At 66.0% G+C, this 22,343-nt stretch carries 20 protein-coding genes and 1 pseudogene; 12 read left to right on the top strand and 9 right to left on the bottom strand.

Annotation, left to right across the window (positions count from 1 at the left end; genetic code table 11):
* Positions 1 to 38 precede the first annotated feature (38 nt).
* Positions 39 to 320, bottom strand: coding sequence for a hypothetical protein (locus MOX02_RS25730; RefSeq protein ID WP_147028669.1), 282 nt, complete (start codon positions 318 to 320; stop codon positions 39 to 41).
* 140 nt (positions 321 to 460) lie between these two features.
* On the opposite strand from MOX02_RS25730, the pseudogene MOX02_RS25725 reads away from it, so the two are divergent.
* Positions 461 to 1,426 (top strand): annotated as a pseudogene (locus tag MOX02_RS25725) (IS630 family transposase).
* A 296-nt stretch (positions 1,427 to 1,722) separates the two neighbouring features.
* Here the strand turns inward: MOX02_RS25725 and MOX02_RS25720 are convergent.
* The 6 genes from MOX02_RS25720 to MOX02_RS25695 form a co-directional block, all read right to left on the bottom strand.
* Entirely contained in the window at positions 1,723 to 2,361 is a 639-nt protein-coding gene (locus MOX02_RS25720; protein ID WP_147028668.1) for an HD domain-containing protein, read from the bottom strand.
* Positions 2,362 to 2,609: 248 nt separating this feature from the next.
* Positions 2,610 to 3,314: an alpha/beta hydrolase gene (locus MOX02_RS25715; protein ID WP_170267990.1), complete on the bottom strand. Its 705-nt coding sequence runs from the start codon at positions 3,312 to 3,314 to the stop codon at positions 2,610 to 2,612.
* Between the two features lie 394 nt (positions 3,315 to 3,708).
* Complete coding sequence (locus MOX02_RS25710) at positions 3,709 to 4,581, bottom strand: alpha/beta fold hydrolase (RefSeq protein WP_147028666.1); 873 nt, start codon at positions 4,579 to 4,581, stop codon at positions 3,709 to 3,711.
* Positions 4,578 to 5,855: a multidrug effflux MFS transporter gene (locus MOX02_RS25705; protein ID WP_147028665.1), complete on the bottom strand. Its 1,278-nt coding sequence runs from the start codon at positions 5,853 to 5,855 to the stop codon at positions 4,578 to 4,580. Before MOX02_RS25705 ends, MOX02_RS25710 begins: the two co-directional genes overlap by 4 nt.
* Positions 5,852 to 7,021: a glycosyltransferase gene (locus MOX02_RS25700; protein WP_238179867.1), complete on the bottom strand. Its 1,170-nt coding sequence runs from the start codon at positions 7,019 to 7,021 to the stop codon at positions 5,852 to 5,854. Before MOX02_RS25700 ends, MOX02_RS25705 begins: the two co-directional genes overlap by 4 nt.
* A 267-nt stretch (positions 7,022 to 7,288) precedes the next feature.
* A complete protein-coding gene (locus MOX02_RS25695; RefSeq protein ID WP_147028664.1) occupies positions 7,289 to 8,275 on the bottom strand; it encodes a GlxA family transcriptional regulator in 987 nt (328 codons plus the stop codon).
* Between the two features lie 201 nt (positions 8,276 to 8,476).
* Between MOX02_RS25695 and MOX02_RS31555 the strand changes: the two genes are divergently transcribed.
* From MOX02_RS31555 to MOX02_RS25680, 4 genes are all read left to right on the top strand, one after another.
* Positions 8,477 to 8,623, top strand: coding sequence for a hypothetical protein (locus MOX02_RS31555; protein ID WP_162560885.1), 147 nt, complete (start codon positions 8,477 to 8,479; stop codon positions 8,621 to 8,623).
* Positions 8,624 to 8,666: 43 nt separating this feature from the next.
* Positions 8,667 to 9,308 carry an HD domain-containing protein gene (locus MOX02_RS25690; RefSeq protein ID WP_109896864.1) on the top strand — a complete coding sequence of 214 codons (642 nt, stop codon included), beginning with the start codon at positions 8,667 to 8,669 and terminating at the stop codon, positions 9,306 to 9,308.
* 283 nt (positions 9,309 to 9,591) lie between these two features.
* Complete coding sequence (locus tag MOX02_RS25685) at positions 9,592 to 10,044, top strand: cupin domain-containing protein (protein WP_147028663.1); 453 nt, start codon at positions 9,592 to 9,594, stop codon at positions 10,042 to 10,044.
* Positions 10,045 to 10,131: 87 nt separating this feature from the next.
* Positions 10,132 to 11,067, top strand: a complete 936-nt coding sequence (locus tag MOX02_RS25680; RefSeq protein WP_147028670.1) for an NADP-dependent oxidoreductase — start codon at positions 10,132 to 10,134, stop codon at positions 11,065 to 11,067.
* Positions 11,068 to 11,093: 26 nt separating this feature from the next.
* Here MOX02_RS25680 and trpC read toward each other — a convergent pair whose 3' ends face one another.
* Positions 11,094 to 11,912 (bottom strand): indole-3-glycerol phosphate synthase TrpC, encoded by an 819-nt coding sequence (gene trpC, locus MOX02_RS25675; protein WP_147028662.1) that lies wholly within the window; start codon positions 11,910 to 11,912, stop codon positions 11,094 to 11,096.
* Between the two features lie 263 nt (positions 11,913 to 12,175).
* Between trpC and MOX02_RS25670 the strand changes: the two genes are divergently transcribed.
* The 7 genes from MOX02_RS25670 (at position 12,176) to MOX02_RS25635 (ending at position 21,903) form a co-directional block, all read left to right on the top strand.
* Positions 12,176 to 12,664 (top strand): cupin domain-containing protein, encoded by a 489-nt coding sequence (locus MOX02_RS25670; protein WP_147028661.1) that lies wholly within the window; start codon positions 12,176 to 12,178, stop codon positions 12,662 to 12,664.
* Positions 12,665 to 13,106: 442 nt separating this feature from the next.
* Positions 13,107 to 13,979: an alpha/beta fold hydrolase gene (locus MOX02_RS25665; protein WP_147028660.1), complete on the top strand. Its 873-nt coding sequence runs from the start codon at positions 13,107 to 13,109 to the stop codon at positions 13,977 to 13,979.
* A gap of 291 nt (positions 13,980 to 14,270) precedes the next feature.
* Positions 14,271 to 14,993, top strand: a complete 723-nt coding sequence (locus tag MOX02_RS25660; protein ID WP_147028659.1) for a response regulator — start codon at positions 14,271 to 14,273, stop codon at positions 14,991 to 14,993.
* A 245-nt stretch (positions 14,994 to 15,238) separates the two neighbouring features.
* A complete protein-coding gene (locus tag MOX02_RS25655; RefSeq protein WP_238179866.1) occupies positions 15,239 to 16,033 on the top strand; it encodes a cytochrome-c peroxidase in 795 nt (264 codons plus the stop codon).
* On the top strand, positions 16,030 to 18,528 hold the full coding sequence (locus MOX02_RS25650; protein ID WP_147028657.1) for a two-component system VirA-like sensor kinase: 2,499 nt from the start codon (positions 16,030 to 16,032) through the stop codon (positions 18,526 to 18,528). The genes MOX02_RS25655 and MOX02_RS25650 overlap by 4 nt, the downstream gene beginning before the upstream one ends.
* A gap of 453 nt (positions 18,529 to 18,981) precedes the next feature.
* Complete coding sequence (locus MOX02_RS25640; RefSeq protein ID WP_147028656.1) at positions 18,982 to 20,298, top strand: nucleotide disphospho-sugar-binding domain-containing protein; 1,317 nt, start codon at positions 18,982 to 18,984, stop codon at positions 20,296 to 20,298.
* A gap of 864 nt (positions 20,299 to 21,162) precedes the next feature.
* Positions 21,163 to 21,903, top strand: a complete 741-nt coding sequence (locus tag MOX02_RS25635; protein ID WP_147028655.1) for an SDR family NAD(P)-dependent oxidoreductase — start codon at positions 21,163 to 21,165, stop codon at positions 21,901 to 21,903.
* A 124-nt stretch (positions 21,904 to 22,027) separates the two neighbouring features.
* Here the strand turns inward: MOX02_RS25635 and MOX02_RS31890 are convergent.
* Positions 22,028 to 22,343, bottom strand: a 316-nt coding sequence (locus MOX02_RS31890; protein WP_210250406.1) for a hypothetical protein, incomplete at its 5' end; no start/stop codon positions are given.

The following is a 22,343-nucleotide window of genomic DNA, read 5'->3' as shown; positions in this document are numbered from 1 at the left end:
AGTCCGCGGACAGACCCGAGCGACGACGCAAAGAGTCGTCAACCGCCTGTCTGAAACATCGCCTGATAGACCTCGTGTCGCCCAGCAAGCAGAATGGGCGCTCTCGGCAGGGCTATGCGTTCGGTCTGCTCGAAACCCGAGTAGGCTAGCAGATCTTCCGGACGCGGCACTCCGACGAACAGCCGCATCACGGTGCACGTCTCGTTCGCGGCCATCAGGAGCATGTCGCGAGGGTAGCGCAAGAGCTGCCAATGAGCTTCGAACGCGCTCAGATACTCGAGCCATTCGTCGTTGACGATCAGTCGAGTTGCCCAGAACATGGGAAGTTCTCACAGAGACTGAAGCTTGGGAATGTCGGGAAGCGAAGCAGCCGCATCACGGCCTCCGCGGCTTAGAGCAGGTCCCGCGCCGCTTGAGACGGTTTTGCGGGCGCGGCGTTGACGGGTGAAGGAGCATGCCCATGCCTTCACCTCTATCTGTGGACCGGCGCGAGCGTGTCGTAGCTGCCGTGGCAGCAGGTGCCTCTTGCCGTCGCGCCGCAGCCCGCTTCGGGGTCAGCGTGTCGAGTGCCAGCCGCTGGTGCGGGCAGTCCGCCCGAGACGGGCACGTCGCGCCCAAGCCGATGGGCGGCGATCACACCTCGCAAGCCATCGAGGCGCACGCCAACCTGATTCTGGCCACCTCCCAGCAGGAGCCGCGTCTCTTCCTGCGTGAGTTGCGCGACCGGCTCGCTGAGCAGGGCGTGCAGACCAGCACGAGCGGGCTGTCGCGCTTCTTTGCCCGCCACGGGATCAGCTGGAAAAAGGGGCGACGCACGCAGCCGAGCAGGAGCGTGCGGACGTAAGAGCGGCCCGCGAGGCGTGGTTTGAGGCCCAGCCCGAGCTCGACCCGGACCGGCTGGTGTTTCTGGACGAGACAGCTGCGGCCACCAACATGGCGCGCCGCTATGGGTGGGCGCCACGCGGCGAGCGCTGCCGGCTTGCAGCCCCGCATGGCCACTACAAAACCACCACCGTCACGGCCGGCCGCCCTGCGCACCCGCGGGCTGTGCGCCACCGCGCTTCTTGACGGCCCCACCAACGGCAGGCGCTTCCGTAGCTACGTCACCGAGACCCTGGTCCCGGCGCTGCAGCCGGGCGACATCGTCGTGATGGACAACCTGCCCGCCCACAAAGTCGCCGGCGTGCGTGAGGCCATCGAGGCCGCGGGAGCTAGGCTCATGTACCTGCCGTCCTACAGCCCTGATCTCAACCCGATCGAGCGAGCTTTCGCCAAGCTCAAGGCGCTGTTGCGCAGCGCGGCAGCCCGTACCATCCCGGACCTCTGGGCAGCGATCCGGCAGGCATTCATGCATTTCACCCCGCAGGAGTGCCGCAACTACCTCGCTGCAGCCGGATACGAGGACGACTTGGCCGTCGCCACCTGATCGGGAACAGCTCTAGCTGACGAACCGGAGGAAAATTCTTCCTCCGGTTCGCCTGCCGCGCTTCTCGCGAGGGGTTATAGAGCCGCGCGGCACCGAACGGTCGCGCCATCATATTTCATTAAGATTTCACGCCAGCAGTGAATGTCGTCAAGATTCGGACCAGCTGGTCGGCTCGGCGCAATACTGCGCAGCACACGACCGACGTACAGTCCTAGTCAATCATGCCGGACCTCAATCGCGACCGACTTCGGAGCTGCGTTTCACTTGAATCCGGCCGGTAACTGCCATTCTTGTGGCTAAGTTGCCCACGGAGATTTTTGAATGCGCGTACACACGTTCGGCCTGCAAATCGAGTGGCCGAAGTGCTCGATGTACTCGAAGTTGACCGTCCCAAATGTTGTCTGCGGCTTCTTCAAGGCCGACCGAAGCTGGTCTTGAACGAAATCGTTCTTGAAGTTGCCCCGAGGAAATGCGGCGATGGTCTGATCGCGCTGTTCCGGAGTGTAGGCGTCATATCCGATGCCGAGCACATCCATCACGACGCCCGCCTTCGTGAGGGCGATCTCCGGCCGCATGTATTCGGGCACTCCAGGCGTCGTATGGAGGGCGATCGCTTCCCAGACCAGATCCGCCTTCGGCTCGGGAAGCCCGTGGCTCCTGAGAAACTCGCGCGCGGCATCGGCGCCATCGACTTCGAAGCGCTTCGTGTCGGTGTAGAATGCGTCGACGAGGCCAATGTCGTGAAACAAGGACGCGACGTAGAGCAGTTCGGAATCGAACTTCAGACCCTCGCGAACGCCCTTCATCGCGCCGAAGACGTAGACCCGCACGGAGTGGTTGAACAACAGCTCGGATTCATGCCGCCGCACCAGTTCGGCGGCCTCGCGCGCGATCTTGCTGTCGGGAATCTTGATGCCGGAAATCTCTCTGGTCATTGTCGAACTCCTGTCACTGCATCCGCAATTTCACCTCTCCATGCTGCGGCCATGAGGACGGCCAGACGACATCCGACTTGGGCGACCGGAACCCGTCTTCGGCCGTAGCCAGCCGCATCCACAATCTACTCCCCTTCAACGGCACCGGAACCTGCGAGGGGCTGGGTTGGCAGGAATGTTCCGCAAGCTGGCGGGAATCCGCTGGTGATATCGATATGACCGCCGACATTGATCTGGTGCTGCTCGCGTCAGTCCCCGATGATCACCGACACGGTCTCGTCCGGCATCGACAACATGGGTTGATGGTGCGTATTCAGGATCGCCGTACGGATGGCGGGGTTCGCCTGCATCTCCGGTAGACGCCCCATGAAGAGCACCGGATGGGTCTGCGCGCAGACCACGTAGGCGAGCGGGATGTCGGGGCGTGTCTTCAGCGCCTTGACCGGCTGGAAGAAGGTCTGCCAGGGCTGGGACACCAGACGCGGCTCGACGAAGGCGATGGTCTGCGGGTCCGTGATGCCGGAAGCCGCCATGGGCATCGGCGGGATCGGCAGGTCATTCACGCGCGCGGCTTCATAGCTCGGGCGTATCTCCGGCACTGCGTAGTCGACGAGCGCCTGCCCGTCTTCCGGCACGAAGGCATCCAGGTAGACGATGTCGCGGATCCGATGGGGGATGCGGGCCAGGACGCCGGTGACGACCATGCCGGCGTAGCTCCAGCCCACGAGGGTCACGTTGCGTAGATCCTCCATCTCCATGTGCGCGACGACGTCCTCGACGTGGGTCTCCAGATCGACGCGGCCGCGCTCGAGATGCCGGCGTTCGCCGAGGCCAGTCAGGGTCGGTGCGCTCGCCAGATGACCCAGTCTCCGCAGTCGGGCGAGGACGTCCTGCCAGACCCAGGCGCCGTACCAAGCACCGTGGACGAGAACGAAGTTGCGCGGCTGCGCCATCATGGATCTCCGGGTCTGCTGCGAGCTGCGAGGAGTGCGGACGGGCGGTTCCCGCATTGACCCTCATCAACCGGATGAACGGCCGTACGTCCTAGGCGTCAAAGTTCTTGTAGAAAGATTTCGTGTTGCCCCTGATCACGATGATCCGCGTCACTAACTCTCCGGAAGACTGGAAGATGGTCGCGATCTCACCAGAAATCAGGCAATCCCCATGGGGATGATATTGGAATTTCACTTCGCCGCACGCAACGAGGCGGACCGTTAGATCTCCGCCATCTACCCCGGCTTTCCCGCCAAGCGGCCGCAACTCGGGAAGCGCGAGGCGGTGCAGGCGCGGTGGCGCCCTAGTCAAGGGCACGGCTTGCACTTGGCTGACAGAACACGCCCACGACCTTCAAAGGCGCTCCGGGCGCATGGTCGTTGGCCCCAATCCTACTGCCAAGAACCGCTCGATCATCGCGTTGACCTGATCGGCCACCTCGATGGTGTTGAAGTGACCGGCCAGGAGTGTCTTGGCGGTCAACATTTGCGGACAGAAACGCTTCAGCCGCTCCAGGTCGCGTCCCGCCTCGATGGCGGGAACGTCGGCCGAGATGTAGGCCATCGGGATCTTGCAGGCAGCCGCGGCCGGAGCGGGGTCGTAGTCCAAGATGAAGTTTCGGATCGCGGAATAGGCCACGTGCTGTGGCGTCGTCAGGCAGGGCTCGAGGATGTAGGTCTCGAAGATCTTCCGGCGCCGCCGCGGGTCGTCGAAATCGCAGCCGATCTCCCAGGCGTGGGCCTGAGACATCGCGGAGTAGTCCGGACCGCCGATGTCCTGCAGGAGCTGCCGGATGTTGGCCTGATCGCGCATGGCGGCAGGCACCATCACCATCGAGTCGATCATCACGAGGCCGGCAGCGAGATCCGGGTTGCGGCCGCAGAGTTCGAGGGCGACGGCGCCCCCGAAGCTGTGTCCGATGACGACCGGCTTCTCCAGGCCGACCGTCCGGCATTGCCAAGCGACATCGTCGGCAAAGCCCGCCATCGTGTACTCCTGCTCGGGCGCGTCGCTGGCGCCGTGGCCTCGAAGATTGACGGCGACGACCCGCCTCTCGCGCAAGAAGTGGACGATCTGGGGTGTGAAGATCCCATGGTCTCCCGTCCAGCCGTTGATCAGCAGCAGGGGCGCGAGTTCGGGTGTCCGAGACCCCGCCTCGAAATGCGCGAGGCGTACGCCGTCGCGGAGCGTGAACGACGGTTCGGCTCGTAGCTTGGCGAAAGTCATCGGGTCTCTCTTTCCGCACTTTGGCCGGTCGACCGAGGCGGTGCCGTCAGAGCGCCTCGTTCGCTCAAGTGGCTCAGGCCAGAGTAGATGCCGGCGGCGGCGAGGCTGAACGCGAGCATCACCCCGGCCATCGACAAGGCCGTCCGTCCGTCGAAGAGCCGGGCCACGAGGTCGCTCGAGACCGCGGCCAAAGCCGTCTGGAGGAGGATCGCCACGGCACTTGCTGAGCCAGCGACCTCGGGCATGGGCTGCAGCGCTGCGTGCACCGCGTTCGGCGAGATCAGGCCGAAGGACAGCGCCACTCCGACCATGGCGGCAACCACTGGAACAGGCGAGAACGACCTGGCCAGGGCCGAGATGAACAGGATCGCTGCGACGAACGTCGCGACGGCAAGCCCCAAGACTATGGTCCGGCCGGCGGAGACGCCGAGCCGGCCGAAATGACTGTTGAGGTAGGCTCCGCCCATCACGGACAGGGAGCTCGCGCCGAAGATCAGGCCGTACCGCTCGGGACTGAGGCCGAGGGCATCGATGAAGAACAGCGAGGATCCCGTGATGTAGGCGAAGACCGCACCGCCCATCGCGGCATTGCAGAGGGCGTTGCCGAGGAAGAGCGGGTTCCGCAGGATACGCCGGTACACACCGGCGACTTCTGCGGGTCCGGGACAAGACCGGGGATCGGGGGGCGTGGGCTCGTCGAAGAACCGCATGACGAGCAGCAGGACCAGCGCTGCGGCGATGGGCGCGGCGTAGATCAGGCGCCAGCCTCCGATCCCGAGCAGTGCGGCGCCGACGCTCGGAGCCAGCATCGGTACGACGTTGATGACGAGCACGACGAAGGACATCTTCGCGCGCGCCTCCTTGCCCTGGAACCGGTCCCGCACGAGGGTGAAGGCCGCCGTGCCGGGCCCGGAGGCGCCGATCCCCTGCAGAACTCGGAAGGCGAGGAGCTGCGGCAGCGACTGCGCCATCATGCAGCCCGCGCTCGCGACGATCAGGATCGTGCAGCCCCAGACGACAGCCGGCCTGCGGCCGAAGCGGTCGGACAACGGCCCGAGGAGGAGCGGGGCTCCTCCGAGGCTCAGCAGGTAGACGCTCATCGCCAAGCCGACCTCGGAGCCCGGCGCTCCGAGATCGGCGGCCGTGGCCGCTAGGCTCGGCAGGATCATGTCGATGCCGAACGTCGGCAGCGCTGCCAGCAGCCCGAGCAGGGCCAAGAACGTCGCGGAGCCTGGCTGGATCGGTCGCATGCGAACTGGGCCGGGAGTACTCATGTCCGTGATCGTGCGCGGGCATCAGCCCTCGCAGGGGCGTAGGGCGCGACCGCCATCGCCTCGATCTCCCGGACCAGCCCGGCCGCATCGACGTCCGCCTGCATCACCTTGCCGAGTCGCCCGGCCGCTTTGCGGAAGGACGGTTCAGCCAACAGCCGGCGCACCGCATCGGCAATCTCGGCTTCCGAGGAAGTCGGGGGCAGGCTGAGGCCAACTCCGCGCGCTTCGACGCGTGCGGCGTTGTCGCCTTGGTCGCGGCCCATCGGGATCACCAGCAGCGGCAAGCCATGGAGGAGCGCCCGGCTGACCGTGCCGTGCCCACCCTGGCTCACGACGAGCGACACCTGATTCATGAGAGCATCATGCGGTGCAGCAGGGAGGACGCGCACGTTGCTTGGCCCCGGCAGGGCGTCGACGCCGACGTTGGGCCCGGCTGTCACAACGGCTTCGACATCGACGCTTCCGATGGCGCGGACGATCCGCTGGATCAGCTCGGTCTGGTTCTGGGCCCCGGTGCTGCAGGCGACCAGGACTCGTGGCCGCTCGGTTTCCGGCCAGGGCGGGATGCCGGATTGAGACCAGACCGGCTCGTCTAGGAGCGGCCCGACATAGCGGTAGTTCCAAGGCAAGGTGGTCGCCTCGAAGTCGAAGGCAGGGCTGATCGCCAGGAAGACCCGGTCCACGCGGTCGTAGATGTCGAAGGTTCTGCCTAGGGGGCACAGCTTCAGGTCGGCTCGTGCCCGATTGAGAAGGGGCAGGAAGCCGTCCATCAGGGAGGCGATCCGCTCGGCCGCAGCCGCGGCCTCCATCTGCTCCTCGGGCGAAGTCGGTGGCTTGAGGCCGCTGGCGGCCGGCGGCAGGCCCGGGACCGGCCGGATGCTGACATGGGGCGACAGCATCGCGTAGGGCACGCGGGCCGCTTCGGCGCCGAACGCGCAGCCGAAGAGGATGTCGAGGCCGAGCACGGCATCGGTCGGGCTGCGCCGGATCTCCTCGAACGTGTCGGCCGCATAGGCAGCAGCCGGAGCGAAGATCGTCCTGCGGTTCCACTCGGCCACGTCGGAGCAGTCGGCGGGATCCGCCTCGCTCCCGGTTGGCGCCCGCCGCCATGTCACGAACGGAAACCCGGCGGCCTCGATCTCGCTCTGCATCGCGGGATCGGCCATGACCCGCACGTGATGTCCGGCCACGCGCAGCTGACGCCCTGCCGTGAGCATGGGGCTGAGGTTGCCAGAGCTACCCCAGGAAATGCACAGTATGTGGAGCGGCATGGATGTGCCTTCACTGACCGAACGCTGCACCTCGCATCGTCGGGCGTGCTCTTCGGCCGGCGCGATGACACCGCTGTTTCGATTTGCCGGGATCTTCGTTGCAGCCGTAATCGGCCGCGCGCTTGATCCACACCCTGGCGGGCGAACGGCACCGGGTCTTGTCTACTCTGCGGCTTCGAACGTGTCCGATCGCATGCGGAAGCTGTCGCGGTACTGCGCAGGCGAGACACCCAGCCGCCGGCAGAAGACCGCCCGCATCCGTTCGGGATTGCCGAAGCCGCAGTCGTAGGCGACGACCTTGAGGGGCGTCTCGCTGCCCTCCAGCAGGTTGCGCGCAGCGTCCACTCGCGCGCCCTCCACGAAGTCGTGCGGCGTCAGACCGACGTCCTTGAACAGCCGCCACAGCGATCGCTCGCTGGTCTGCGCGACGGCGGCGAGTTGCCGGACTGAGAGCGTCTCGCCGAGATGCTCCAGCACATGCTGCTGGACTCTGGCGAGCGGCGAACCCGCGTCGACAGGCGCCGCAAGGAAGGGGCTGAACTGCGACTGGCCGCCTTGTCGCTGGGCGATGACCAGGAGCCGCTTGGCCACAGCCAGCGCGACTGTCGCACCATGATCTTCCGCCACCAGGGCTAGAGCGAGGTCGATCCCGGCCGTGACGCCGGCCGAGGTGATGAGGCGGCCGTCGCGCAGGTAGATCCTGTCGGGATCAATCTTCGCCTGCGGGAAGAGGGCGGCGAGGTGCTGGGCGATCTGCCAGTGGGTGGTCGCCGCTCGCCCATCGAGCAGTCCAGCATGGCCAAGCGCGAAGGCGCCTGTGCAGATCGAGCCGTAGAGGTCCGCCCGTGCGGCGGCCATCCTCAACCAGGCCGAGAGCTCCTCGTCGGGCGGCGCCGTCGGAAGCTCGGGTCCGCCGGCGACGAGCACGATCGAGAAGGGCTGCTGCGCCTCCTCAAAGCCGAGGTCGGGGAGCAGGCGCATGCCGTTCGATGCGGTGACGGGCTCGCGCGTGCGCGCCACCAGCACAGTCCGGTAGGACGCTCTCCCGCCCAGGATGCCGTTCGTCTCGGCGAAGACGTCTCCTGGGCCTGTGACGTCGAGCGCCTGGACGCCGTCATGGATCACGATTGCGACGCTTCGGTCGGACATGATCGCCTCCCACATCGCGGACGTTTAGCACCGCCTTCCCGAGTGCTGCGACCGCTTGGCGGAAAAGTCGGGGCGGATGGCGGAGATCGCGGGGTCTACCGCGTTGCGTGCGACGAACCGCCGACCCACTATCCACTCGAGAGCAGTCCCCTGTCTTCCAGCGTGAACGTTCGACGTTCTATAGCAGAGGAGGAGCCAGAGATGCCGGAAAAACTCTCGAATTGTGCGGAGGCGTGCGATTGCACCACTCCATCGGCCTTAACTGTCGATCCAGATACTTGGCTCGATGAAGCGCTCGCCGACAGCTTCCCTGCCAGCGATCCGCTCGCCACCCACCGATTCAACTGAACCTGCCACCACAGGAGCGACGAGGATGAACGGGAGCCTGCACCTGCTCGAGACCGTCGCGGGCATTCGCGTGCCCGACAGTGCGATGGTCCGAGCCGCAACGCAGCTCGTCCGAGATACCGAAGACGACCTGCTGTACAATCACAGCCGCCGGGTCTTCTTCTGGGGCGCGCTGACCGGAGACCGCCGGAAGCTGAAGTACGATCCCGAACTGCTCTACATGGGCGCGATGTTCCACGATATGGGACTGACCGACGCCTACGCGAGCAAGGACCTGCGCTTCGAGGTCGACGGCGCCAACGCCGCCCGCGACTTCCTGAAGAGCTACGGCGTGCCTGAGCGCGACATCGAGGATGTCTGGACCTCGATCGCCCTGCACACCACGCCGGGCGTCCCCGAACACATGCGCCCGACGATCGCTCTGGTGACGGCCGGCGTCGAGATGGACGTTCTTGGCCTCGCCTACGACGAGTTCACGCCCGAGCAACGCGAACACGTCTGCGCGCACCATCCACGCGAGCACAACTTCAAGGAGGCGGTCATCGACCACTTCGCCGAAGGAACGATCAGGAAGCCGCAGACGACGTTCGGCAACGTTAAGGCCGACGTGCTGGCGCTCAAGGATCCGAACTACAAGCGCATGAACTTCTGCAGCATCATTCTCACGTCACCCTGGCAGCATTGAGCCTGGGCAGCGACGCGCGGAGGCGTAGGGCCGGGCTTGTCGATCTCGATCCGCGACTAAGGATCCGGAGCCCTCCCCCATGAACGCGCCGACGCCAGAACGCGCGGAATGGCCCCTGAGCGGGAGGAATTGCGCGAGATCGTGCGTCTCATGAACCGCTATGGCATCGCCTGGTTCGGCAACGCCTGGGAACCAAGCGAGTCCGGCACTTCGATGGCCGGGGACAGGCGGCTCGGGGAGCTTCTCGATAAACTGGATCACAACAGATGTGCGGGAGAGCATCATGAATTCGAAGACGAGGCGCATCTTGGCCAACACTGCAGCGACCGCGGCAGTCGTGGCATTGGCACTACTCGGTTTGTCGCCCGGGCAAGCGCACGAGCGTGAGACGGTGAAGCCGGCCTTCGAGCACACGCTGCCCAACGTACCGGGCAAGAGCCTCATTGCGGTGGTCGTCACCTATCCACCGGGTGGCAAGTCGCTGCCACATCGGCACGCCCGCTCCGCCTTCATCTACGCGCATGTCCTGAAGGGTGCAGTTCGCAGCCGCGTCGGCGACGAACCTGCCAAGGTCTACCGCGCCGGCGAGAGCTTCTTCGAGGAGCCCGGTGCCCATCACCGGATCAGCGAGAATGCGAGCGACAGCGAAGCCGCCAATCTGATGGCCGTGTTCATCGTCGACGCTGGCGACAAGCCGCTGACCGTTCCCGATCCGGCAGCGGCGGCAACGCCGTAGGTCCAGGTCAGCCGCCAGGGCAACAAAAGGTAGAAGGAGCAGAGCATGGCACCCGAGATTTCCGACAGCGATTCGGGTCAAGCAACGATGATGGCGTGGCGGGTGCATGCGTTCGGCCCGCCGACGGTGATGACCTTCGAGAGCGTGCCCCGTCCCGATCCGGGCGAGGGCGAGGTGCTCGTCCGAGTGCACGCCGCCGGCGTCGGACCCTGGGACGGCTGGGTCAGAGCGGGGCGAAGCGTCCTGCCGCAGCCCCTTCCCCTCACCCCAGGCTCGGACCTGTCCGGCACAGTCGAGGCTGTCGGCCCGGGTGTAACCGGGTTCGCTGCCGGCGACGAGGTCTTCGGCGTGACGAACCCCAGGTTCGTTGGCGCCTATGCCGAGTACGCCGTCGCCTCTGCCGCGATGCTGGCTGGAAAGCCGCGCTCGCTCACGCATGTCCAGGCCGCTTCCGTGCCCGTGATCGCCGTCACGGCCTGGCAGGGATTGTTCGAGCAGGCCCAACTCCAGTCGGGCCAAACCGTGCTCATCCATGGTGCGGCGGGTAACGTCGGGGCCTACGCCGTACAACTCGCACGCCGAGCCGGCCTTCACACGATCGTGACGGCCGGAGGGGACGATCTCGCCTATGTCCGGAGCCTCGGCGCCGAGCAGGTGGTGGACTACCGCGCGCAGCGGTTCGAGGACGAGGTGCGCGATGTCGATGCCGTCCTCGACTTGGTCGGAGGCGAGACGCAGAACCGCTCGTTCAAGGTCCTGCGCCGCGGCGGCAGGCTGGTGTCCGCAGTCTCCCAGCCCGACCAGGCACGTGCCGAGCAGCACGGCGTCAGGGCGGAGTTCTTCCTGGTGCGGGTGACGACCGAGCATCTGTCGCTTCTTGCCGGGCTCCTCGATGACGGCGAGCTCAGGACACGGGTCGGAGCAGCGCTTCCGCTCGCGAGAGCGCGCGAAGCCCATCTGATGCTGGAAGGCGAGCAGGCAGCGCCCAAGGGCAAGATCGTGCTGCAGGTGCTGCCGGACTGAGCTGTCGCCGATTGCGTCCGCATGGCCTAGCTCGCGCCGAACAGAAGGCGCTGTGTAGCCACGGCGACGTTGATTTCGCGCATCAGGCTCTCGCCGACGAGCACCGCGTGCAGGCCGCTCTCGCGAAGGCGCAGCACGTCCTCGTGGCCGGCGATGCCGCTCTCCGCGACGGCGATGTGATCCTTCGGGATTCCGGGCGCAAGGCGGATCGCGGTCTCGAAGGAGACCTCGAAGGTCTTCAGGTTGCGGTTGTTGATGCCGATCAGGCGCGTGCCCAGGGGAATCGCCCGCTCCAGCTCCTCCGCGTCGTGCACCTCGACCAGCACGTCCATTCCGAGATCGTGTGCGGCCTCGACGATCGCGGCCGCCTCGTCGTCGTCGAGGCAGGCCATGATCGCCAGCACGCAGTCGGCGCCCCAGGCCCGGGCCTCCAGCACCTGGTAGGGCTCGAACATGAAGTCCTTGCGCAGGACCGGCAGGGAGCAGGCCGCGCGGGCCTGCGCGAGGTAGTCCGGGCGGCCCTGGAAGGACGGCTCGTCGGTGAGAACCGAGAGGCAGGTCGCGCCGCCGGCCTCGTAGGCGGCGGCCAGAGCCGCCGGGTCGAAATCGGCCCGGATCAGCCCCTTCGAGGGCGAAGCCTTCTTCACCTCGGCGATCAGGGCCGGCCGCCCGGCCGCGATGTGGGCCGCGATGGCGTCGGCGAAGCCCCGCGGCGGGGGTTGCTCCACCGCACGCTTCTCCAAGGTCGCCGAAGGCAATCGTGCCTTGGCTTCCGCGATCTCGCGCCGCTTGTAGATCTCGATGCGTTCGAGCACGGACTGGGTGGCAGGGGCCATTTTGTGCATCGGGTCCTCTGAATGTTCGCGTCGACGAGGCCATCGAGCGTCGCCAAAGTCGCTACGACCGTCCGATGGCATCCATCTGGGCACAGTCCTTGTCGCGCGCTCCCGCTACAGCAGTGTTTCAGCTCCGAGGCTTGCTTCAATTTCTGCGGGCAACAGACATCGTCTTGTAACGCGACTTCCCGAGATCATAAGCAGGTCCCTCACAGCCTGGGCTGGGCGAGGCCGTTTTTGCAAAGCCGATCCGACAGAGGTTTTCGCAGACGATGATCGATACCCTGATCCCCGAGCACCACGACCTCATCGACATCATGGGGCCACGGATCTCGTTCGCCACGCCCGTCTCCGCCGAGGAGGGACAGTGCGTGATCCTGTCGGTGGTCCCGGCCGGCGCGGTTATCCCGGTCCACAGCCATCCCGATCGGGAGACCCTCTACGTCATCGATGGCCGACTGGAGGGCCTCCTCGGCAGCACATGGCAGACGTTCGGGCCCCGCAGCGTCATCGACGTTCCCGGTGGCGTGCCGCACGCGTTCCGCAACGGATCCGGGCAGGAGGTGACGGCGCTGCTCGTCACGACGATGCGGATGGGCCGCTTCTTCAAGGAGATCGGGCGGCCTGCGGCTAGATCGGCGACGCTCATACCTCCTGGTCCGGATCAAATTGCTGCCCTGGTCTCCGCCGCCAGACGCTACGGCTACCACCTGGGCACGGACGAGGATAATGCCGCGGTCGGGATCTATCTCGACGTCTGAGATCGGCCGGCGCGTGTACAGCGAGCGGCCTGCAGGGATTGGCTCCGGGCGTCCGCCATCGCCGCAGGTCCATCCCTGCCCCCGCTAGATGCAGCTCTACGTCACCGGGTTTCTGGTCCCAGCGTTGAGGTTCGGCGAGACCGTCGTCAGCCGCAACCTGCAAGCCCACCAAGTGTGTGGCATGCGCTATGCGATTGAGGCGGGCGGAGCGTGGCTCTTCGCATCTGTCTCACATAGTCCCCAGCTCCGCGACACCCGCGGATTTCCAGTTCTGGCGGGAAAGTCAGGGACTTTGGCGGAGATCGAACGGTCCGCCTTGTTGCGGGCGATAGGCCGCAGCTCCAGTATCCTCCCTGTGGTGATCGTCTGCTGTCTGGACAATCATCAAGCAGACCCATCGCGGAATGGCTCTCCCTACTCCGAATTACGGGAGGATTGTCCAATGAGCACCATGACGACCAAGGACGGGACGCAGATCTTCTACAAGGATTGGGGTCCGAAGAACGCGGATTGGGGTCCGAGAGCGGAGGATTGGGGGCCCAGGGATGCGCAGCCGATCGTCTTCCATCACGGCTGGCCGCTGAGTGCCGACGACTGGGACAACCAGATGTTGTTCTTCCTCGGAGAAGGCTACCGCGTCATCGCCCACGACCGGCGCGGCCACGGCCGCTCCTCTCAGACGGCAACGGGCAACGAGATGGACACCTACGCGGCCGACGTCGCCGAACTCGTCGCGGCGCTCGACCTGCAAAACGCCATCCATGTCGGCCACTCGACTGGGGGCGGCGAGGTCGCCCGCTACGTCGCCCGGGCGGAGCCGGGCCGCGTCGCCAAGGCGGTGCTGATCGGGGCCGTGCCCCCGGTGATGGTGAAGTCGGATACGAACCCGGGCGGCCTGCCGATCGAGGTGTTCGACGGCTTCCGCGCTGCGCTGGTGGCGAACCGGGCGCAGTTCTACCGCGACGTGCCCTCCGGCCCGTTCTACGGCTTCAACCGCGCGGGCGCGACGGTCTCGGAGGGGATCATCGGCAATTGGTGGCGGCAGGGCATGATCGGCGGCGCCAAGGCGCAGTACGACTGCATCAAGGCGTTCTCGGAGACCGATTTCACCGAGGACCTGAAGGCGATCGACGTGCCCGTGCTGGTGATGCACGGCACCGACGACCAGATCGTGCCCTACGCCGATTCCGCTCCGCTCTCGGCCAAGCTCCTGCCAAACGCCACGCTCAAGACCTACGAGGGCTACCCGCACGGCATGTGCACGACCCATCCCGACGTCATCAACCGCGACCTCCTGGCCTTCATCCGAGGCTGACGGCACATTCTCGCTACCGCCATGTTGCAGGCGATGATTGCCCCGCCGGAGGCCTGCAACATTCCTGTAACGCACTTGCATGAAACCGTGCGTCAGCCTCGTCCACCGATCGCTCGGCGCATCTCGGATGAGGTGCAACCTCTTCCGACTCGACCGCGAATTCATCCGGTCATCCTAGCCTGAGCGAGACGGCTGTCTCGGTGGCAGAGGAAGCGACGGTACGTCTTGGAAATATCTGGGCACCCCCCGATGAATGTGACAGCGCTACCTCTCGAGCAGGTTGGCCCCACGATGGAACTTCCGATCCGCGTGCTTGTGGTCGACGACGATCCTGCCATGCGCGATCTCCTCACGACCTACCTCGGCGAGCACGACGTCCAGGTGCAGACCGCCTCCAACCGCCAGGAGATGGCGGCGCGGCTGCGCGCAGGCGAGCCGCACCTCTTGATTCTCGACCTGCGCCTCGGCACCGACGACGGTCTGGCTCTGCTGCGCGAGATCCGCGCCCGCTCCGAACTTCCGGTCATCATCACTACCGGCCATCGCCGGGACGAAATCGACCGGGTGATCGGGCTCGAGCTCGGCGCGGACGACTATCTCGTCAAGCCGTTCAGCCCGCGCGAGCTCCTGGCGCGCATCCGGACGGTGCTGCGCCGGCAGGAGGCATGGCGGGCCGCCCAGCAGCAGGGCGGCACATTCGCGACCTACCACTTCGACGGGTGGCAGCTCGCGACGCGGACGCGCCGGCTGACCGGCCCGGCCGGCGAGATGGTGATGCTGACGAAGGGCGAGTACGCGCTGCTGCTGGCCTTCGTGTCGGCCCCGCAGCGCCCCCTGACACGTGAACACCTGCTCCAGGCGACCCGCGTGCACGAGGACGTCTTCGACCGCAGCATCGACGTCCAGATCCTCCGGCTGCGGCGCAAGCTTGAGGCCGATCCCAGCCAGCCCCGCATCATCCTGACCGAGCGCGGCATCGGGTACGTCTTCGCCCTGCCGGTGGCGGTGGAATGAGCCTGAGGAACTGGCTCCCGGGGGACGAGCGATCCGCAACGTCCAGGGCAGGAGGAGCTGGGGTGAGACCGAGCGTCGACTGGCTTGTTCGCGCCTGCCGACCTGCGCGTCCATGGGTGCTCTGCGCAGGGGTGATGGTTGCCGCAACCGCGCCTGCGGTTGCTCCTCCGCTCCCGGAAGCGACACCTCCTGCAGATCAGGAGCCGATCAGCCCGATCCCTGCCCCGCCGGCAGCCGATCCGCGTGTGCTCGCGCTCGGCGAGAGCCTCTTCGCGGACCCGCGCCTGTCAGGCGACGGAGCGCGCTCCTGCGCGTCGTGCCACGACACCCGCACCAACGGCGCGGACGGCCGCGTTCGAAGCTTGATGCCCACCGGCTCGGATCCTCCTTTCAACACGCCCACGGTCTTCAATGCGGCGCTGAGCTACCGGCTCGGTTGGGAAGGGCGGTTCCGAACCCTCGAGGAGCAGGCGGAGAGTTCGCTCGAAAGCCCCGACGTCATGGGAGCTCGCGTCGACGAGGTTGTGGTCCGCATTCGGAAGGATGCAAATCTGACGCGGCAGTTCCGCAGCACGTTCGGCCGGGATCCGAACCGGACCGACCTGCTCGACGCTCTGGCCACCTACGAACGATCGCTGCTGACGCCCGACAGCCCGTTCGACCGCTGGCTGCACGGCGACACGGCCGCCCTTTCAGCGGAGGAACTGAGCGGGTACGAGACCTTCAAGTCGCTGGGATGCGTGTCCTGCCACCAAGGCGTGAACGTCGGAGCCAACCTCAAGCAGCGCCTCGGCGTCTTCCACCCCTTGTCGACGCATCGGCCCGAGGTTCTGCGGGTGCCGAGCCTCAGGAACGTCGCCACGACCTCGCCCTACTTCCACGACGGCAGCGCTGCCACGCTGCACGAGGCAGTCCGGCGGATGGCGAAGTCTCAGCTCGACCGGACACTGACGGACGGGCAGATCGACCAGATCGTCGCGTTCCTGCGGACCCTGACAGGGCGCTACCAGGGCAAGCCCCTGCGGCCGGCGACGCCATGAGGATCGCGCCTCCGGCACTCCTCGCCGTCCCGCTGCTTCTGCTGCTGCTCACGTGGCTGTCCTTCGGCGCGGTCAATGCCGACGCGGAGATGTACGACCAGGCCCTGCAGAACCTCGACCGGATGGCGGTCGCGGAGAGCGCACTGCAGAAGGACGTTCTGATGGCCCGAGCGGGAACGCTGCGCAACTACGACCCCCTCGTGCGGGAGATTGCGGACCTCTACGGGATCGTCGGGCAGATGCACTGCATCGCCTCGCCGGGCGCTAGGACGGGCTCCGCGATCGACGCGCTGGCCGCCTCCATCCGCCGGCAGGATGAGCTGATCGAGCGCTTCAAGACGGAGAACGCGCTCCTTCAGAACTCGCTCGCTTACTTCGGACTGTTCGGCACCGCCATCACCAAGAACGGCGACGACAGCCGGGTGCTTGCCCGCGTGAGCGAGCTCGCCGCCGCGATGCTGCACCTGACGCTCGATACCGCACCGGCCGCTGCAAACGAGGTCGCGGACCGGCTCGACCGGCTGACGGCGGAGATCGGCGCGCGCGACGATCCCAGCATCCAGGCGCTTCTGGCCCATGGACGCATGTTGCACCGGCTCCTGCCGAGCGTGGACGAAGCCCTGAGTGCCCTCTCCGCGATCCCGGTCGACCGACAGCAGGCCGACCTTCGCACCATGGTGCTCACCCACCAGAGCGCGTCTCGCGAGACCGCACGGCGCTATCGAGTCGTGCTCTACGCGGTCTCTGTCTCGCTCGTCGTGCTGCTCGTCCACCTCGGATTGCGGCTCCGGTCGCGAGCATTGAGTCTCCAGAGGCGTGCCACGCTGGAACACCTGATCGCTGGCCTGTCCCTCGGCTTCATCGATGCGCCGCCGCACGAACTGGGCGTGCGGATCGAGCAGGCACTGGCCGCACTCGGCGAGAACCTCGGGGCGGAGCGCGCCTACTTCCTGCACTTGGGGCAGAACAGGCGGATTTTCCATTGGAGCGCGGACGGTGCACAATTGCCGGTTGGCTGGACCGAGCGCACCCGCCTGCTCGCGGCGCGCACCGCAGCCCAAGGGGAAGATTTCGTCCAGGTTCCCTCAGCAGGACAGGGGCCCGCGGGAGCCGGGATCGACGCCCTCTCGACGCTGGGGCTGCGGGACTGGGCCTGCGTCTCCAGGATGACGAGCCAGGGCGAGATCGGCCTCCTCGGCTTCGACGGCGTCCGGTGCCGGCTCGATCTGCCGAGCGACGAGCGCGGCCTTCTCAGGATGGCCTTCGACGTCTTCGTGAACGCCGTCGGGCGCGAGGTCCTGGAGCAGGACCGGGCACGTCTCGAGCGCCGGCTGCAGCAGGCGCGGCGCATGGAGACGGTCGGCACGTTCGCGAGCGGGATCGCCCACAACTTCAACAACATCGTCGGTGCGATCCTTGGCTATGCGGAGATGGCGGAGGAGCAGGTTCACCCGACGGACCGGTCGAGGCCGCATCTCGGCGAGATCCGCCGCGCCGGCGAGCGCGCGCGCGACCTCGTCGACCAGATCCTCACCTTCGGCCGCCGCCGGGACGCCGCCCGCCGCCCCATCCGCGTGTCGGCCCTCGTGGCGGAGAGCATCTCCCTGCTGCGCGCCTCCCTGCCGCCCGGCGTCGAGCTGACGCTCCGGGAGGGCGGACCCGATGCCGTGTTATCCGGCGAAGCCACCCAGCTGCAGCAGGTGATCCTGAACCTCGGCAACAACGCCGCGCAGGCGATGGATGGAGTAGGGCCACTCGTGATCAGGACCGAGATCCGCCAAATCGGGGCTTCGACCTCTGGGCTTCCCGATCCGTTTCCGGCTGGCCGCTACGTCCGGATCCTCGTCGAAGACCGGGGCCGCGGCATGGACGAGGCCACCTGCAGCCGGATCTTCGAGCCGTTCTTCACCACCCGGCCGGCGGGCAACGGGCTCGGGCTCGCGACGGCGCGCGAGATCGTCCGCGAGCATGGCGGCACAATCACGGTCGCCAGCCGGCCCGGTGCCGGGACCTGCTTTGCAGTCTGGCTTCCCTGCGCGATGATCCCCAAGCAGACCGGATCGCAAGCCGTTCCTCGAGGCGCCCCCGGTCTGCCGCGGGGGTGGGGTCAGACCGTCCTGGTGTTCAATCCGAATCCGGCCTGCCGTCTCAGGGACGAGGAGGTCCTCGCGGCGCTCGGCTACGAGCCGATCGGGATCTCGCAGATGGACCTCGCGTTCTCGGCCGTGGAGGAGGCTCCCAACCGTTTCGCCGCCGTTCTGATAGGCCAGCCGACGTTGCCGGCCTCGGAGCTGTGCTTCGCGTCCACCCTGCACCGCAAGGTTCCCAACCTCCCGCTCATCCTCGCGACCGGCTCGGCGGCCGGCGACGATGCTGCCGCGCTGGCACGCGCCGGCATCCATGAACTCGTGCAGTGGCCGCTGCTCGCGTCGGAGATCGCGATGGCACTCGCCCGCGTCCTTCCGCAGCCCGAGGACGCGATGCTGTCAGGATGATCTGAAGACCGGGCGATCGTTCAAGTACGCACACGCATGACAGATGGAGATGCCGCATGCCGCAATTCCGGGAGTCACTTCCTCAACTCACCGGCCGCCCATTCCTGACTGAGGGCGGCATCGGAACCACTCTCCTGTTCCACGAGAACGTCGACCTTCCCCACTTCGCCCACTTTCCTCTGGTCCTCAACGAAGAGGGGCGAGCTACGCTGGCGCGCTTCTTCGAGCCCTACCTGGAATTGATACGGCTATGTATCCGCCTGAACTCAAAGCACGACCGTCGTAGTTACACCTCTGTTTCAGGGTGTCGGGCCGATTGTTGCCATTGCAATGCTGTCGTGCGGTTCCGCAGCCGTGATGTAACGCGCACGCTCCAGCCTCCCTCGCGAGGTCGGCCGGCCGCCGGAATGGGCGACGGCGACCGTACCTCTTCACCTCACGAGGAACGAGCGCATGAAGATCCTCATCGCCTCAACGCCGGCTAACGGTCATATTAACCCGCTGCTTGCCATCGGCCGTATGCTCATCGCAGATGGCCACACCGTGGATGTGCTGTCCGGAACATGGTTGCGCGACCGCACCGAGAAAGCCGGAGCACGGTTCCACGCTCTGCCTGGTACTGCGGACATTGACGGGTACGGCATTCTCGCTGCCGTTCCCGAACTGAAGACCGCGAAGCCGGGTCTGGACAACCTTCGGATCGTGATCGAACGGATCTTCATCGACACGATCCCCGACCAGCATCGCGGGTTGCTCGACCTGCTGCAGGCCACATGTGCCGACATCGTCATCGCCGACGACTGCTTCTTCGGCGTTCTTCCGCTGCTGCTCGGCCCGCGCTCGGCTCGGCCGCCGACACTGCTGTGCGGAACGACGATTCTGCACACTGCACGCGAGGACCGGGCACCTCTCTTCATGGGGGTTCCTCCGGCGACGACGCCGGAGGAATTGGCGGCCTGCGCGAAGATCGCGGAGGACTACGATGCCCATGTAGAGCGGCCCACCGCCCAACATCTCCGCCGCCTGCTCGACCGGATAGGAGTCGGTCCGCTCTCGATGCCGCTCTTCGAGTCCGTCGTGCACCTCGCCGACACCTACCTGCAGCTCTCGGTGCCAGGCTTTGAGTTCCCCCGCGCATTCCCGCCCTCCGTACGGTTCGTCGGCGCCCTGCCGATCGTGCCCGACCAAGCTCCGCTTCCGCCTTGGGCACATGAGCTCGATGGATCCCGCAAGGTGGTACTCGTCACGCAGGGCACGGTCGCCAACCACGATCTCGATCTCCTGATCGGCCCGACGCTCGCGGCTCTGGCCGACGAGGACGACGTTCTGGTCGTGGCCACGATGGGCGGCCGGCCCGTCGAGGCGCTGAAGGGGCCGATCCCGGGGAACGCCCGCCTCGCGGCGTACCTGCCCTTCGAGTGGCTGCTGCCCCGGGCCGAGGCGATGGTCACCAACGGCGGCTACGGCAGCGTCAATCAGGCCCTAAGCCGTGGCGTGCCGCTCGTGGCCGCCGGCCTGACCGAGGACAAGGCCGACGTGAACGCGCGCATTGCGTGGTCGGGCGCCGGCATTGACCTCAGGACGAACACGCCGGAGCCCGAAGCGATCCGAGGCGCAGTTCGGGCCGTTCTCGACGAGCCAGAGCATCGCAGGGCCGCACAGCGGCTGGGCGCAGAGTTCGCCACCTACGACACGCAGGCCGAGATCCTCGGGATCGTCCGCTCCTACGAGCTGGCAGAGCGCGGCGGCCGGCGTACTGCCGCGGCCTGAACGCGGAACGAGCCCGCCGCGGGCGTCCCGGATCCTGTCGACGCTCCTCGCCATAGGCGGCACGCCCCGCAGAGCGGTCGAAGGTCCGGGACTACTTCCCATGCGCGGCAAGCCCGCAGGAACATGGTGCGTGGCACGCCAAAACAGCGCAGTCCCGCCACGGGCTGAGATCGCCCTGCACCGGGGCTCGTCCCGGGCCGCCTAAGTTAGTGCTGAGGCCGCGCTCTGCCTTCCTGCACTGTCTCGCTAGATGGGCGGACGGAGTGCACTCGGCCGTTCGCCGAGACGTATTCGTCGACGCTGCTCAACGAGCGCCGCTGATCGTCCGCGCGAGCTGCCACAACAGCAGTGTTGCTGCTTCGAGTGGATCGCGGACTTCAGAGACCGGCGGGAAATACACGCTCTTTGGCGGAAAGCAGATGACCCACTTGGTTGCGTGCGGCGGGCGCCAGATCCAATATTTGCTCCATAGCAACCCCCTAACTTTGGCGGATCCTTTATCAAAGCAACCACTGAATTGTCATCATCACGCGGCAATCCGAGAGGATCAACCGATGAGTACACTCGTGACCAGGGACTGGACGGGAATGTTCCATGCGGATCGAAGTCCGGGCGAAGCACAGCCGACGGCCTTCGGCCACGGCTGCCTGATCGGCGCCGACGCCCGGGGCGACCGGATGCTCTCCGAGCGTGCAGCACGAGTTTGGAATCGGGGCCGCCAAAAGGCTCCGCAGATCGGAGAAACTGACAGATTACCCGCAGTCCTCGCGAATTCTTGCTGGTGAAATCCAACATCTGAATTTCAAAGCTGGGCCAAAATAATTGGCTGTAACTAACATGGATCTACCCAATGGGAGCAGTTCGATGTCAAGCCTTAGCGGTCGTGTGGCTCTCGTCACAGGCGGATCCAGAGGCATTGGCGCAGCGATCGCCAAGCGCCTGGGGCAGGAAGGAGCGTCCGTCGCGATCACTTATGCATCCTCGAAAGAAAAGGCAGAGTCCGTCGCACGCAGTATCGAGGCCTTCGGAGTTCGGGCGGTGACGATCCAGGCAGATGCCCGCGCTCCTGATGCCGTCCGCCGGGCGGTTCGGACTACTGCGGAGAAGCTCGGGTCGCTGGACATCCTGATCAACAACGCCGGCATCGGCAGGAACGGCACCATCCAGGACTGGAGTGTCGACGATTTCGATATGATGCTGAACATCAACATCCGCGCCGTCTTCGTGGCCAGCCAAGAGGCTGTGCGATTCATGAAGCCGGGCGGACGCATCATCAATATCGGCAGCATCGGCAGCGAGTACATGCCGATCGAGGGCGGAAGCGTCTACGCGGCCACGAAGGGAGCCATCGCCGGCCTGACGAGAGGCTGGGCAAGGGATCTCGGTCCTGCGGGCATCACGGTCAACAATGTCCAGCCGGGGCGCATCGACACCGACATGACCCCGGCCGACGGTCCCTTGGCGAGCCGGATCCGTGGATCCATCGCACTTCAGCGGTATGGTTGCCCAGAGGAAGTAGCCGGGTTGGTGGCATTTCTGGCCGGGCCAGAAGGCTCCTTCATCACAGGGGCCAATCTGCGCGTCGATGGGGGCGCTTCTGTCTGAAGTCCCACGCCTAGCACGCACCGTTGCAGGTGGCCCGCCCTCACGTTCAGAGCAAAAGCCGAGACGAAGGCCAGAATATTCTTGTTGTGCTCGTGTAAGTAGAAAATGCAATGGATATTGACGCCTATAAAATTTCTGCATTCGAAGTGTTTGGCTCGCGGATCGGAGCATAAATATTTGACGTGGCATGGTTATGCTTCATGAACGTCAGAATCGGCGGCCTTTTGATCACGGTGGCGGCTGCGTTGGCCTCTTTCCATTTAAGCGGAGCGCTCCTGTCGGCAACCGCCTTTGCCAGGAGCGCCTTCTCTGGCGGTAGCAGCTGGGGGCGCTCGCCCACGCATCCCTGATCGACCAGACTTAGCGAGATCGCATCAATGCATTGCCCGCCGCGACAGGGTGGCTTTTGCCGCCCAAGCCTTCTCACGTCGACACTAGGG

Origin of the sequence: Methylobacterium oxalidis, assembly GCF_007992195.1 — a bacterium.
GTDB lineage: Bacteria > Pseudomonadota > Alphaproteobacteria > Rhizobiales > Beijerinckiaceae > Methylobacterium > Methylobacterium oxalidis.
This window is presented reverse-complemented; position numbering and strand designations above follow the sequence as displayed.